This window comes from Nostoc favosum CHAB5714, assembly GCF_020829495.1.
GTDB classification, from domain to species: domain Bacteria; phylum Cyanobacteriota; class Cyanobacteriia; order Cyanobacteriales; family Nostocaceae; genus Nostoc; species Nostoc favosum.
On sequence record NZ_JAIVFQ010000016.1, the window covers coordinates 53594 to 69901 of the forward strand.

The window sequence follows — 16308 nt, forward strand, 5'->3', positions numbered from 1 at the left end:
CTTCCCCACAAGAAGACTGAAACTAGAAGTTTTGAGAGTTAATGATTGCAGCAACTGCATATATCTAGATGTTGACTAGCGATCGCTATCGCTTCACAAAATGACGAACGCAGAGACGAACCGACTCAGCCAAGAACACTTGCAAATTATCCGCACCTATGCTGAAAGTTGAGGAACAAAACTTAAGATATACTTTTTCTTAACAGTAATTGTATTGAACGATCAAATGCGAAGTGCTAAAAATAGCACCTCGCAAACCGTACCGATCGGTGATGGCAAAGCGCTAATTCCGATTAAACAATCACAAAATTATTTTCGGTTAGGGTCACTCCACCAGATAATTGTGCCAATTGTACCTGAGTAAACCCAGATGCACTGCCATCAAGGTCAAAGAAAAGTCCACCTGTAGCGCTGTTATAGATAAATCGCTGAGTGGTAGTGGTTGCAGATGTTCCGATGGTAAACTGACTTGCTTGAAGTGAAGGTGTTGACAACCCGCCACCAAAGCCAGCAGCCGATACCTGAATCAATTCATTAGCCGCGTTGAAGTCATAAATAGTACCAATCCCTTCACTGTAATCACTGAAAACAAAGGTGTCAGTACCAGCTCCTCCAATTAGGCTATCATTACCTCTGCCACCCGTAAGAATATCGTTACCTGCACCGCCAATAATCGTATCATTGCCATCCCTGTCTTGGAAGCTCCCAAAGAGCGTATCGTTGCCATTGCTCCCCACAATCAGGTCATCGTAGATTGTACCTCTGACATCTAATCGTTCAATATTCTTGTAGCTAACCCGATTCGTGCCTACCGTAATTGATCCAATGTTAGTAGTAGCATCGAATGTCGAAGTGATTCCTTCGCTAGTAGTATAGTTATAGAACGACAACAAATCGTCACCCAAACCCCCATCTATGGTATCACTGCCACCATTGCCCCAATCTATCGTATCGTTGCCATTGCTCCCCACAATCAAGTCATCGTACTCTGTGCCACCAAAATTTAATTGTTCGATATTGTTGTAGCTAACTTGATTCGTGCCCGTCGTGATTGATCCAATATTAGTAGTAGCATTGAATGTAGAAGTAATTCCTGCGGTAGCACTATACCTAAAATCTACGGATAAGTAATCCTCACCCAAACCCCCATTGATCGTATCATTGCCAGCAGCGCCTGTGGAGAGCGTATCGTTGCCACTGCTCCCCACAATCAAGTCATCGTACTCTGTGCCACCAATATTTAATTGTTCGATATTCTTGTAGCTAACCAGATTCGTGCCCGCCGTAATTGATCCAATGTTAGTAGCAGCATTGAAAGCAGAAGTGATTCCCCCACCCCCGGTAGAATTGCTGTAATAACGGACTATTAACAAATCATCATCTGCACCACCATCGATGGTATCATTCCCACCACTACCACCACTAGAAAGCGTATCGTTGCCATCGCCCCCAGAAATCAGCTTATTACCCTTATTACCATAGTCGGCACTTAATATATCATCACCTGCACCGCCATCGATGGTATCATTCCCACCACTACTACCGCCACTACCGCTACCATCTATCGTATCGTTGCCATTGCTCCCCACAATCAAGTCATCGTACTCTGTACCTCTGATCTCTAATCGTTCGATATTTTTGTAGCTAACCCGATTTGTGCCCGCCGTAATTGATCCAATGTTAGTAGCAGCATCGAAAGTTGAAGTGATTCCCACGCTGCTACGATCATAATAGACAGATAATAAATCCTCACCTGTCCCCCCATCAATGGTATCATTGCCACTAATGCTCCCGGAAAGCGTATCGTTGCCATTGCTCCCCACGATCAAGTCATTGTACTCTGTACCTGAGATATTTAATCGTTCGATATTTTTGTAGTTAACCCGATTCGTGCCCTTCGTAATCGATCCGATGTTAGTAGCAGCATCGAAAGTTGAAGTGATTCCCCCCCTAGGATAGATATACAAAACCGTCAATAAATCGTCACCTGTCCCCCCATCTACTATTTGAGTCACTAAGTTAGATGGAGAATTATTATATGTAACCAAATAGAAGTCATCATTACCATCCCCTCCATTGAGAATGTTATTATCAAACGCACCATACCCTTTGTTATCTGAGTAGTCTATAGAGGCATTAAGAGAATCATTGCCATCGCCTCCATCCAAGAGATTATCGCCTGTTGAAAAGTTAGCAATCAATTGATCGTCACCAGCACCACCCTTGAGAGTATTACTGCCTAAGGCAGTACCACCTCGGCGGCGGTTGGGGGAGTAGTCTACAGCGGCATTAAGAGAATCATCGCCATCTCCTCCATCCAATAGGTTATCGCCTGTTGAAGAGTTAGCATTCAATTTATCGTCACCAGCACCACCCTTGAGAGTATTATTGCCAGAGGCAAGCTTATCTCGCGTGTAGTCTACAGAGGCATAAAGAGAATCATTACCATCCTCTCCATCCAATAGGTTATCGCCTGTTGAAGAGTTAGCATTCAATTCATCGTCACCAGCACCACCCTTGAGAGTGTTATTGCCCTTCGCGTCAGAGACAGAAAGCAAATCATTGCCATCCCCACCAGAGAGCAGGTTATTACCTGTTGAATAGTCAGCATTCAATTGATCTTCACCAACATCAGCGTTAAGAATGTTATTGCTTGTTGAATTACCAACAAACAAGTAATCGTTACCTTTACCGCCAAAAATCGTATCATTACCATAACTTGGATCATTTCCACTACTGCCGCCAAAAAGATCATCGTTGCCATTAGTCCCCACAATCAAGTCATCGTAGGTTGTACCTCTGATCTCTAATCGTTCTATATTTTTGTAGTTAACCCGATTCGTGCCTGCTGTAATCGAACCAATGTTAGTGGTTGCATTGAATGTCGAAGTCATTCTCCCCGTAGCATTGGTATAATACGCTTGTAAAAAATCATCACCTGTCCCTCCATCTACCGTTTGAGTTAATAAGTCAGAGGGGGCAGTAGATGAAGACCCCAAAGAAAAGCTGTCATTGCCATCCCCACCAGAGAGCAGGTTATTGCCAGATGTTGCCCCAGCATTCAGGGTATCGTTACCAGCGCCGCCGTTGAGGGTGTTATCGCCTGTTGAAAATTCAGCATTCAATACATCGTCATTAGTACCACCAACGAGGGAGTTATTGCCCGTACTACCAATCAGGGTATCCTTCCCGACACCACCAATGAGGGTATCATTTCCCGTACCACCCCGCAGCAAGTCGTTGCCACTTAAGCCGTAGATTTTGTCATTACCGCCCTGACCATTAACCACATCATCTGAGTCATCTTTTCCCGTAATGTTGTTGGAGAGGTCATTGAGGAAGGTTACCGTGTTTTTGATGCCCAGCTTGGTATCAGTAGAGTTGGCATCAAAGACATCAAAGCTGTCGGTGATACTAGTTTGCCCATTAAACAGGATATTGCCAATCGCTGGTGTTGCACCAGTTGCTTTCTGGTTCTCCAAGTTTTCTAATTTGAAGTTTTGCAGAATGATCTTGCGATTAAACACATCTTCAAAGGTGATTTCCAGATTGCTGCCATTTTGGGTGAGCAACAAATTTCTGGCACTGAACAAGTCATTGCCCTCGAATTTTAGGGTGTCCACTTCCGCAATGACTGCTACTGTCGGGTTTGTTCCTTTACCAACGCCACCGAAATCAGTGATAGTATCAGTGTCGCTCTCATAGTAGTAGCTGTAAACAAATTGATCCTTACCGCCACCACCAGTCAAGGTGTCGTCGCCCTGGTTAGGTGTAATGGTATCGTTGCCTGCAAGACCCTTAATCGTGTCCGCTAACTCGCTGCCCACTAGCGTATCATTACCCTTTGTTCCAATGATATTTGCCATAATCTTTTACTACCTAAATAGATTTTTTCAGTAACTTCAGTTCTCAACCTTGAGTTTATTGCTGTTTTAGGACATCAAAATTCGCCTCAATTTGACGTTTTCGGCATATTTTATATCTCAAGAGTTAGGAACAGTAATATTCATTAAAGATTCACCTTATGAAAAGGCCTTTCGATAGCACTAATCTAACTATCTCGGACAACAACAGTTTTAAGCGCTATACAAATTCATGAGCGCGTGCATTTAGTCAAACACATAGTTTCAGGCTTTTTTTACTCATCTTTAATCAACCGTAAAAGCTTAAAAAAGCTCGAAAAATCAAGATTGAATGTCTAAAATTCACACTTTATAGTTTGTTTTTTTGTCAATGGGTAAGTCCTACTACCGTGAAAATAGAGAAGAGTTCACTCTTGATAGGCAAAAATAATTTTATACCTGGTTGTGGGCTATTGCCCGTGAGTGTCTAGCCTGAAAATGGAGAACATCGAAATAACTCTGTAATAACTACATACTACCTACATACTACCGTATTTATGTAAATGTCTTTGCTGAAAGACACATCTTTGCATATTCTTCATATTATTCACTGTTCAATGTACGTACAAGTACTTTTGTTTATGTATTGCTGAACGGTTACGCTTTTTTAGGCGATCGCTAACCCGAAATCAACAACAGCCATCTTTCAATTACGAACAACAAACCCTGTGGGAACTAAACTTTTAAGGATTGTGCAGCTTAATTAAACACACAGATTAGAGTAATATAACAACGGTGGTATCATTGCATCAAAATGATACCGTAATTTTGTCTAGATATAGAATTCTATCGCCCTGCCAACGGTAGATTATTTCTGAAAGGAGTTTGCTGCAATGTCCACAACACCAACTACTCGCCTGATTTTGGAGACTTTACTCCCCCATCTCAAAGTAGCAGCAGCCTATGCCCGTTTTCTTCAACCAAAAATTGCTGCACTTCCCGCCAAAGAACAAGGAAACAACTTTTTTAGTGCAGCACTTACTGATGCAGATGTGGCTATTCAAAATCTGGTAGAAGTAGTACTATTGGGCACTTTCCCAGAGATTCGCTTTTTTGGGGAAGAGTATGCAAGTTCTAACAATACTAAGTATTTTCGCTCTACCGAACTCGGCTCAGAAGGTGATTATTTAGTCACACTCGACCCGATTGATGGCACGAAGTTTTACATGGATGGACATTCTAATTACCAAATTATTCTCAGTATTCTAAATTCAGATGACTTTGAAGCAGTACTCGCTATTTCCCCTGCCCAAAATGTTTATTTTTACGCTCTCCGAGGCGAAGGTGCTTTTAAAGGGACGCTGGATATGAGCTTAGAAGCCTGTGCCCCGTTACACATAACATCCGTCAAACCTTCTATTTTGTTGGGATGGGGAATGAATTTGATCGCACATTTATTAAAAGATCGATATAAAGTAATCGATATAGCGACTGATTACTCTAGTGATATTGAAATTCCCAATCTCAATGGTATTTTCAGTGGCGACTTGAGTGGAGCAGTGATCAAATCGGGCAAATTTATTGATGGTGCTGCACTCGCTTTTATTGCCAGAGAAGCTGGCTGGATTGTAACTACTCTCGACGGTTCGACTTTACCGCCACTGCATACTTGTCAAAACTATAGCCTGCCTGGATTGATAGTAGCTGCCTCAAAATCTGTTCATCAAGACCTACTGAAAGCGATGCAAAGCCTACCTGTTTGAGGGTAAATAATTAGTTAATTATTTACTAACTATCCTTAAATAAAATGAAAATTTGTATTGTTGGCGCGGGTGCGATTGGTGGATATTTAGGAGCGAAATTGGCACTGGCAGGTGAAGCCGTGACATTAATCGCTCGTGGTTCTCATTTGGAGGCAATTCAAAAAAATGGGCTGAAGTTGCTCATGGCAGACGGTTCTAGCCAAATTGTTACTCCGTTGGCAACTAGCGATATCCAGTCAGCAGGGCCACAAGATGTAGTAATTTTAACTGTCAAGGCTCACAGTGTTCCAGCGATCGCACCTTCTCTCCCTGCACTCTACAATCCTCATACGATGGTGGTAACAGCCCAAAATGGCGTTCCTTGGTGGTACTTTCGCAAGTATGGCGGTGAGTATGAAGGGACGCGGATTCAATCGGTTGACCTAGATGGGATTATTGAAGCTAGTATCGGTGCCCAACGCGCCATCGGTTGTGTTGTTTACCCAGCAACTGAGATAATTGAACCAGGTGTGATTAAGCATATTGAAGGCGATCGCTTTACTCTTGGTGAAATCGATGGCACTAAAACAGAACGCATCCAATTATTGGCACAGACTTTAAAACAGGCAGGACTCAAAGCACCAATCCGCAATCAAATTCGCACGGAAATTTGGATTAAGTTGTGGGGGAATGTGGCATTTAATCCCATCAGTGCCCTGACTGGTGCTACTCTAGAGGATATTTGTCGCTATCCCCTCACCCGTGAACTAGCGCGGCAAATGATGACAGAAACTCAAGCGATCGCGGAAAATTTGGGTATAAAGTTTGGCATCACTTTAGAACAGCGAATTAATGGGGCAGAAAATGTTGGTGCCCATAAAACCTCGATGCTACAAGATATTGAAGCCGGACGCGCTACGGAGATAGATGCTATTGTTGGCGCGGTGGCAGAATTAGGAAAACTTACTCAAATTCCCACACCTTATATTGATGCTATTTATGCCAGCGTCAAGCTGCTGGAGGCCACCAAAGTGAGAATTTAATAGTCCAGTCAGGAGCCTGATTTTGTATCGTGAACTCGGTTGAGAGCTTTTTTGGCTCCTTTCCTACGGGACGCTAACACGGACAAGTTCTGGAAGACTGGCAGATATATAGCGACGACTTATATCATGTCCGCATAATTAGTTATGATTCCCACAGTCGAATGTCACGCTTGTAAACGTAAAACTCTTGCTGTGACTGGGTTGCATGGTGGTAGGGGTGTGGGGTTGCAGGTCTGGAGTGTTGTATGTTTTGTATTCTTCAAAAGGTTCTTAGTTTTCCTCTTATATCATGTCCGCATAAATAGTTACGCTAACCACAGTCATTACACCCCACCCCCAACCCCTCCTGCTTGCGGGGAGGGGAGACAAAGCGACGATTGTCGGGGTGGGGTTCTTCGGGTTTCATAAGTAATCAAGCGGACATGATATTACACCCCTACACCCTCACACCCTTACACCCTCTCATCCAGTCAGATTATGGGTTCACGCTTTTCTTAGTGCCATTCTTCCCACAGTCATTACACCGAAAATTTTCAGGGATTTGGTGAACACATCGTGCCCAAAGGCAAGATACAGATATCTCAGGCATTCTGTCTGTTCTGTATCTCAATTTTCTATCCAGATGTCACTCGATTGATACCAGCAGGTTATTAGCATGACGAATATTGAGATATAATTTTTTGAGGCGCGATCGCATTTGTATTTTTAACCTTATGAGTCATCCTTCTTGCCTTACAATCCTGCTGATTGATGATTGCGCCGAAAATCGGCTGGAATTGTCTCACTTATTACAGCAGGACAGCCTATATACCTATCGCATATTGGAGTTTGATTCAGCAACGCAAGCCCTGGAATGGTGTCAACAGGAGATACCAGATATCATTTTGCTGGATTTTGTGTTGCCTAATGGGGATAGCCTGAAGTTTATTCAGCAATTTCGGGAATGCCATAGCAATACCCAAACTGCTGTGATTATGCTGACAGGACAAGGCGATGAAATTATCGCTGTCTGTGGGATGATAAAAAATGGTGTTCAGGATTATGTAGTTAAAGATAAACTCACGGCTGAAGTTCTTCAAGGCGCAATTCATCATGCCGTTGAACGGATGTATCTGACTCGAGAGTTAGAACAAAGTCGGGAACAACAACAACTGATTGCCGCGATCGCCTTACGGATTCGTCAGTCTTTTAAAGTAGAAGAAATTCTGCGTGCCACAGTAACAGAAGCGCGGCAGTTTCTCAAAGCAGACCGAGTAGTTGTCTATCAATTTCAGCCAGATATGAGCGACAGCATTGTGGCGGAGTCAGTGCTTCCTGGTTGGACGGTAGCTCTGGGGAAACAGATTCGGGACACCTACCTTCAACAGGGAGCCGGCAGGGATTATCGCCAGGGAAAAAAACGGGCGATGAATGACATTTATCAGGCTGGCTTAACGAATTGTCATTTGCATCTTCTAGAACAATTTGAAGTTAAAGCTAATCTGGTAGTACCTATTTTGGTCAAAGAGCAATTGTGGGGATTATTAATTGCTCACCAATGTAGTGCATCTCGTCACTGGCAATCGTTGGAATTGGATTTGTTAGATCAACTAGCGGTGCAAATAGCGATCGCTATTCAACAGGCGAGTGCATATCAGCAAGCACAGGCAGAACTGGCAGAACGCCAACGCACAGAAGCAGCCTTAAAAGCCAGCGAAGAGAAACTCAAACTCACCCTAAATTTTGCTGCTATTGGCTATTGGGAATGGAACCCAATCACCAATCAAATATTTACCGAGAATGCAATTCACTGTCTTTGTTCTGAGCCGAGTGATGCAAACCTAACTTATAAACAATGGCTCAATCAGGTATATCCAGAGGATCGGGAATGGGTTGAGCAGAAATTTAGGCAGGCGATCGCAACACAGACTGATTATACTGTGGAATACCGGGTTACCTGGCAAGATGGCAGCATTCACTGGGTATCGGTAAAAGGACGGGGACTTTATGACGAAACCGGACAACTGCTGCGGATGCTGGGCGTGCTAATTGACATCACAGAACGCAAGCTCTCAGAAGAGGAGCGGCGGCACGCAGAGATACCGCAAATTGAATTACATCTTATGGAGCAGATTCTTGAAGTAGTCCTAGCAGGTTACTGGGATTGGGATATTCCAGGCAATCAGGAGTACTTGAGCTTAACCTTCAAGCAGATGTTCGGCTATGAAGATCATGAGTTGCCAAATACACCAGAGAGTTGGCAACGCCTGATTTTTCCAGAGGATTTACCAGGTGTTCTGGAAATTTTCCAGCAACATGTCCAAAGTCGTGGAAAAATTCCCTATTACAATGAAGTGAGATATCGGCATAAGGATGGTTCTACCGTTTGGGTCATTTGTTCCGGTTGTGTCATTGCGTGGGATCAAGACGGCAATCCCCTTCGCATGATTGGTTGCCATATTGACATAACAAAACGCAAACAAGTAGAAGAAGCCCTCAAAGAGAGCGAACAACGTTATGCAACATTGACAAAAGCGGCTCCTGTGGCTATTTTCCGGCTTGACAATGCTGGTAACTGTATTTACGTTAACGATCGCTGGAGCGATCTCACGGGTAGACCAACACAAGCAGCATTGGGGATGGGATGGGCAGAAGCAATATACCTAGAAGACCGCGATCGCATCCTCAGAGAATGGTATCAGGTGCAATTAGAGCAAACAGAACTTTTTTACAACGAGGGTAGGCATCTGCGCCCAGATGGTAGTATCAACTGGTTTCACTGCTATGTGTTACCTGAAACTAACGCCAGTGGAGCTATTATCGGTTATATCGGTACACTAACGGATATCAGTAATCGCAAACAAGCCGAACAAGAACTCATCCACAACAGAGATTTGCGAGAAGCAATTTTTAACGAATCTGCCGATGCCATCTTTCTGATTGATCCGCAAACACTGCTCACCTTGGATTGCAATCGGCAGTCGGTAGAACTGTTTGAGGCGGCTGACAAAACTGAATTGATCAATATTCATGGGCAGACGCTCCAACGCTATCCATTCACTGCCAGCGAAACGGATGCGATCGTAAGAAATATGCAGTCAAAAGGTATTTGGAGCCGAGAGATTGAATATGTTACTCTTCAGGGTAAGATTTTTTGGGGAAACATTGCAGTTAAACCGATTACTGTAGCCGGACGTACTATGAATTTAGTGCGGATCACTGATATCAGCGAACAGCAAGCTGCGCTACGCGATCGTAAACTTGCCGAAGCACAACTGCGGCAGACGAATGAGCAACTTGCTAACACCAACGTGGAACTTGCCCGCGCCACTCGCCTCAAAGACGAATTTCTCGCAAACATGAGCCATGAACTGCGAACACCTCTCAATGCTATTTTGGGGATGTCAGAGGGCTTACAGGAAAGTGTATTTGGCTCCATTAATGAAAGACAAGCAAAAGCGATCGCTACTATTGAGCGCAGTGGCAGACATTTGCTAGAACTAATCAACGACATTTTAGACTTGTCTAAAATCGAATCTGGCAAACTGGAACTGCAATTGAGCGATGTTTCTGTCAGGAGCCTCTGTGATGCTAGCCTTGCCTTTGTCAAACAGATGGCTTTGAAAAAAAATATTCATCTTAGTATTCATATTTCTGAAAATATTGACAGCATCCAAGTAGACGATCGCCGCCTGTCTCAAGTACTAATCAACCTACTGAGTAACGCTGTCAAGTTCACGCCAGAAGGGGGATCTGTAACGCTAGAAGTCCGGGTGGAAGAAGCAGGGGAGCAGGGGAGCAGGGGAGCAGGGGGAGCAGGGGGAGCAGAGGGAGCAGGGGGAGCAGGGGGAGCAGGGGGAGCAGGGGGAGCAGGGGGAGCAGGGGGAGCAGGGGAAGTAAATTCTGCCTTGTCCGCCTCATCTTTACCAAAGCTCTGTTTTCATGTCACTGACACCGGCATTGGTATCGCTGCTGAAGAAATTGGTAAGCTGTTTCAGCCCTTCATTCAGCTTGACAGCAGCCTTAACCGCCAGTACAGTGGCACTGGTTTAGGTTTGGTACTTGTACAAAAGATTGTTACCCTACATGGAGGAACAGTCTCACTTAGCAGTAAAGTTGAAGAAGGAAGTTGTTTTACCGTCCGCATTCCCTACCATACCAGCAATAATCTGTTAACAAGGCAAGTAACTGCTTCATTGCCCAGCTATAGTTTAACTGCTGAGAATGCTCAAGTTTTGATTGTGGAAGATTCTGTTGCGGCGGCTGACCAAATTGCTCGCTACTTCAGCGAAATGGGAATGCAACCCATCATTTATCCCAAAGGTGAAGGAGCTGTAGAAGAAGTGCTGCGCCTTCAGCCTGCTCTAGTTATCCTGGATCTGCAACTACCGAATCTATCGGGTTGGGACGTGCTAAATCAACTCAAGAGCAACCCAAAAACCAAAGATATTCCAGTAATCATTATTTCAGTCGTGGATGAGCGTAGCAAAGGACTGGCTCAGGGAGCGTTTGAATATCTGATCAAACCCATTACCCGCGCTCAACTTCAAGCAACTATAAATAAACTACAACATTCTGCCCATTCCGAGTCGCCAAATTTGGTATTACCAAAAGCCGCTCTGAAACCACCTTTGATTTTGCTGGCAGAAGATAATCAAGCAAATATTGATACCATGTCCGGTTATCTTGAAGGTCGAGGGTATCATCTCATTTTGGCAAACAATGGACAACAAGCTATCGACCTTGTTAAAGTTCAACGCCCCGACTTAATTGTGATGGACATTCAAATGCCAGAAATGGATGGGTTGGAAGCAATGCGCCGCATCCGTGATGATCGGCAATTTGTGGATATTCCGATGATTGCACTAACGGCGCTAGCCATGCCAGGCGATCGCGAAACTTGTTTCGCGGCCGGAGCTAATGAATATTTGACTAAACCCGTAAAACTTAAACAGCTTGTAGCCAGAATTCAACAATTTTTAGGAAAGTAGCGGAAATTCTCGATGCATAGTCAACCCTCTATTTTAGTAATCGATGATGAACCCGATAACTTTGATGTTGTTGAAACCTTGCTGCATGGTGAAAACTACCAGCTATACTACGCTCTTAGTGGTCAACAAGCTCTAAATCGCCTCAAAAGTTTTCAACCCGATCTGATTTTGCTCGATGTAATGATGCCTCATCTAGATGGGATGGAAGTCTGCCAGCGCATCAAAGCCGATCCACAATGGCAAGCGGTTCCGATTATTATGGTGACTGCATTAACCGCTAAAGAAGATTTGGCTCGATGTCTGGCGATGGGTGCAGATGACTTCATTAGTAAACCCATCAATGGTGTGGAATTACGAGCCAGAGTTCATTCCATGTTACGGATTAAGCAGCAGTATGACAGTATGCAAGTATTGATGAAACTACGAGAAGACATGGTAAATATGATTGTGCATGATCTGCGAAATCCACTTACCAGTATTGTCTTAGGGACAGAAATTCTTCGGTTAGCAGGTTTGTCACCTGAACAGCAGCAAGGAAAAGTTGATCAAATTTTCCTGGCTGCACAACAACTACAATCGTTGATTGATAGCTTGCTGATCATGGCAAAGCTGGAATCTGGGAAAATGGTTCTCAACTACACAGAAGTAGATATTTGTGCGCTGTGTATGTCAGCTGTAGAAGATATTAAGGCGATCGCTGCCCAAAAAAACCTGACCCTGATATGTGAATTACCTGAACCTGGTAGGATTATTGCAGTAGATGCAGTTATCTTTCGTCGAGTGCTGGATAATTTACTCTCCAATGCCATTAAGTTCTCACCGTCTAATTCTCAAGTAACTCTACGGGGAGAATATTTGGCAGGAGGAGGTGTGAAAGTGCAAGTCGTTGATTTCGGTTCGGGAGTCCGTCAAGACTTACGACAAATGATTTTCGAGAAGTATGAAATTGGAACTCGGATGCCAGATGTTTCGCAAATTGGTTTAGGATTGGCTTTCTGCAAAATGGCGATCGAGGCACATTGCGGTACGATTACCATTGAAGATAATCATCCACATGGTAGTATCTTTACTGTATTACTAAATAATTCGTAATTCGTAATTCGTAATTCGTAATGACGCTCGTTCCTCGCTAACGCTGCGCTATCGCTACCGCTACGCTAACGTAATTCGTAAATTTTGTTTGTTTTGTAATGGGGATTTAACCCCAACACAAAACTTGCTTTTTTATTGAACCGGGGGACTTAAACCCACGGAACTAGTTAAACTCTAGTCAATACCGTTCGGATAAGCAGGGGAGGCTCTTGAGGCTCTTGAGGCTCTTGAGGAAAGAAGGTTATTGTTCAGCAATTCTTCTCTCAAGAACAGCTTCTCTTCTCCCCCTGCTCAAGAACAGCCTGCCTCAACCAAAAAATTCCTTAACCGAACGGTATTGAAACTCTAGTAGGTTGTCGGCGAAATTGCAGAAGTATTTGCCAGCAAAACCTGCAAACTTCTCAAATTTAATGCTAAAAAACGTAGATTAAATAATATCATGTCCGGATAAATAGTTATGATTCCCACAGTCATTGCACCCCACCCCCAACCCCTCCCGAAGAGCGGGGAGGGGAGACAAAGCATAGCTTTGGCGGAGTGGGGTTCTTCGGGTTTAATAAGTAATCAAGCGGACATGATATAACTTGTAATTCTGAGTGTAGTTTGGGTTTGGCAGTATAGTTGCACAGTGGCAAAAAATAATTGAATAAAATCCAATACAGTTCAGTTAAGCAATTTTTTCCTCCTCTTTCTTCTCTCTCTGTGTCGCGCCAGTTGCTTCTCCCAAGGGGAGACGCTGCGCGAACAAGTCGGAGAACCGCAAGGGCGCACTGGCTTCTCTGCGCCTCTGCGGTTCGTTAAAAAAAACAACTTTGATAAAGAGTTTTAGCCTTAACCCAAGCGTATTGGAATAAAATCTCCATTTTTTATTTAAAATGTTTTGGATATATTCTTTTTTTTAAGAAATTCTCTATCGCTTTGCCTACAAAAAACCTTTAAAATTAGAATTTTACCTTGCTGCATGGCACAGGTATTATATCATGTCCGCTTGATTACTTATTAAACCCGAAGAACCCCACCCCTTAATCCCCTCCCCGCTCTTCGGGAGGGGAGACAAAGCGTAGCTTTGGCGGGGTGGGGTGCAATGACTGTGGGAATCATAACTAATTATGCGGACATGATATTATCTGCTCGATTGATGTGAAAGTTTCAGGTCGGAATGTAAATTTTATAATTATCAAGTTTATGAAGAAAAAAAAAGTATGGCTATTAACGATACTGGTTGTAGCAGTAATCAGTATCATCACAGGACATAGTAATTCTCTAAAAGCTGCCTCATCTTTAGATAAAGACACGCTGACGATGATTACTTCCCCAGATTATCCCCCTTATGAGTTTTATGATACTAAAGGAGGCGATCGCCAAATTGTTGGCTTTGATATAGATATCGCCAAGACCCTTGCTCAAAAACTAGGGTTTAAACTTAAAATAATGGAATCCGATTTTAATGGATTAATTCCTGCACTCCAAGCAAATCGCGCTGACTTTGTAATGGCTGGGATGACTCCGACTCCAGAACGGCAGAAAAATATTGACTTTTCAATTATTTATTACGAAGCCAAAGATACGATTGTCGCTCCTAAAGGTAGCAACCTGAAGCAGCCCCAAGACTTATCAGGAAAAAAAGTTGGTGTACAACTAGGAACGATACAAGAACAAAATGCTCAGAAAATTGCTCAAAAAGTTGCAGGTATTCAGTTAAAGCAACTCAACAGAGTGCCGGAAGTAGTTCAGGAAATCAAATCTGGGCGAATTGATGCAGCAATTGTTGAGGATACCGTCGCTAAAGGATTCGCCCAAGCTAACCCAGATTTAGAATTTAATATTATTCCCTCAGAGGAAGCAAGTGGATCAGCGATCGCTTTTCCTAAAGGTTCTTCTTTAGTAGAACCGTTTAACAAAGTCCTTCAACAAATGAAGGACAATGGCACATTGGCTAAACTAGTAACCAAGTGGTTTTCAGAGAATACCACCGCCAATCCTGCATCTTCAACTTCTGCCAAAGGCGGATTAAATCTCGATTTTACCAGAATTCTTCCAGATATTCCCTTTATTCTTCGGGGAATCCCTTTAACTTTGTTGTTTACCCTATTATCTGTATCCTTGGGGTTAATCTGGGGAACAATACTGTCTCTATTAAAAATTCTCGGCATCAAGCCGCTTACCTGGGTTGCTAACGCCTACACCTCTGTTTTTCGAGGCACACCTTTGCTATTACAGTTGGCGTTGGTTTACTACGCAACACCCCAGCTTACAGGCTATGACATTTCAGCATTGCAGGCTGGGGTGCTAACTTTTACCCTGAATTCTGGCGCTTATATGTCGGAAACCATCAGGGGTGGGATTCAGGCGGTGGATAAAGGGCAAAGTGAAGCGGCGATGTCGATGGGTGTTCCCTATTGGTTGATGATGTGGGATGTGATTTTACCGCAAGCATTGAAGAACATTCTCCCAGCATTGGTGAATGAAACTATCGGATTGCTCAAAGATTCCGCGCTGGTGTCAACCATTGGGGTGGTGGAAATATTACGCAGCGCCCAAATCGTTGGTGCAAACAAGTATATTTATTTTGAACCACTGCTATTTGCAGGGTTAATCTACTATGTTTTAGTAATGGGTATGACCTTGGGTGCATCCGCTTTAGAAAGGAGGTTACGGGAAAGTGAATAATGTAGTAATTCGCACAGAATTCTTATGTAAATCCTTTGGCAAACTCGACGTACTCAAAAACATTTCCACTGAGTTTTACCAGGGAGAAGTGGTTGCCATACTAGGCCCTTCTGGTTCAGGTAAGTCTACCTTTCTGCGATGCATAAACTTACTAGAACAACCCACCAGAGGAAGAATCTATTTTCATGAGCAAGAAATTACCAAGCCCAAGGCAAACATCGCTAAGGTGCGCCAGCATTTGGTGATGGTATTTCAACATTTTAATTTGTTTCCCCACATGAATGTGCTGGAAAATGTCACTTACGCGCCTATAAAGGTGAAAGGAATAAACAAGCAAAAAGCACAAGAACATGGCTTAGAATTGCTTGCTAAGGTAGGTTTAGAGTCAAAAGTGTCTGTCTATCCGTCCAAACTGTCAGGGGGACAGAAACAGCGAGTAGCGATCGCCCGTGCATTAGCAATGGAACCAGAGATGATTTTATTTGATGAACCCACCTCTGCACTAGATCCAGAAATGGTTAAGGATGTGTTGGAAGTGATGAAAGGTTTAGCACTATCTGGAATGACAATGGCGATCGTCACTCATGAAATGGGCTTTGCAAGAGAAGTTGCCAATCGGATTATGTTCCTCGACCAGGGAAGTTTAGCAGAAGATGCTACTCCTGGCGAGTTTTTCCAAAATCCTCAGTGCGATCGCGCTAAACAGTTCTTGGAAAAAATGCTTTAGAACATCAGGAATTTGCCGCTTTTTTTGTATTCTTGAAACTTTTCTAAAACAGGGCGATCGTTTGGCATTAATGCAACGTGAGTTCGACAAACCTCTCCCTGCCTTGAACTTTAGTTCAAGTCTGTCCCTCTCCGACTCGGAGAGGGACGGTTTTGCGTAGTAAAACCTTCTTAGAGGTTTCAATATTTAAGCTAGTTAGGTGATTACTACATGAGTCGTCGA

At 43.5% G+C, this 16308-nt stretch carries 7 protein-coding genes; 6 read left to right on the forward strand and 1 reads right to left on the reverse strand.

The features are described 5' to 3' along the window. Window positions 1–293 precede the first annotated feature (293 nt). A complete protein-coding gene (locus LC586_RS13560) occupies window positions 294–3866 on the reverse strand; it encodes a calcium-binding protein (RefSeq protein ID WP_229485321.1) in 3573 nt (1190 codons plus the stop codon). An 869-nt stretch (window positions 3867–4735) separates the two neighbouring features. On the opposite strand from LC586_RS13560, the gene LC586_RS13565 reads away from it, so the two are divergent. The 6 genes from LC586_RS13565 to LC586_RS13590 all read left to right on the forward strand — a co-directional run bounded on the left by LC586_RS13565 (window position 4736) and on the right by LC586_RS13590 (window position 16086). After that, on the forward strand, window positions 4736–5605 hold the full coding sequence (locus tag LC586_RS13565; protein ID WP_229485322.1) for an inositol monophosphatase family protein: 870 nt from the start codon (window positions 4736–4738) through the stop codon (window positions 5603–5605). A gap of 44 nt (window positions 5606–5649) precedes the next feature. Next, window positions 5650–6627: a 2-dehydropantoate 2-reductase gene (locus tag LC586_RS13570; protein WP_229485323.1), complete on the forward strand. Its 978-nt coding sequence runs from the start codon at window positions 5650–5652 to the stop codon at window positions 6625–6627. 713 nt (window positions 6628–7340) lie between these two features. Next, window positions 7341–11597 carry a response regulator gene (locus LC586_RS13575; protein ID WP_229485324.1) on the forward strand — a complete coding sequence of 1419 codons (4257 nt, stop codon included), beginning with the start codon at window positions 7341–7343 and terminating at the stop codon, window positions 11595–11597. 12 nt (window positions 11598–11609) lie between these two features. Beyond that, on the forward strand, window positions 11610–12689 hold the full coding sequence (locus LC586_RS13580; RefSeq protein WP_229485325.1) for a hybrid sensor histidine kinase/response regulator: 1080 nt from the start codon (window positions 11610–11612) through the stop codon (window positions 12687–12689). A 1185-nt stretch (window positions 12690–13874) separates the two neighbouring features. After that, on the forward strand, window positions 13875–15359 hold the full coding sequence (locus LC586_RS13585; protein ID WP_229485326.1) for an ABC transporter permease subunit: 1485 nt from the start codon (window positions 13875–13877) through the stop codon (window positions 15357–15359). Continuing rightward, window positions 15352–16086 (forward strand): amino acid ABC transporter ATP-binding protein, encoded by a 735-nt coding sequence (locus tag LC586_RS13590; RefSeq protein WP_229485327.1) that lies wholly within the window; start codon window positions 15352–15354, stop codon window positions 16084–16086. The genes LC586_RS13585 and LC586_RS13590 overlap by 8 nt, the downstream gene beginning before the upstream one ends. Window positions 16087–16308 lie beyond the last annotated feature (222 nt).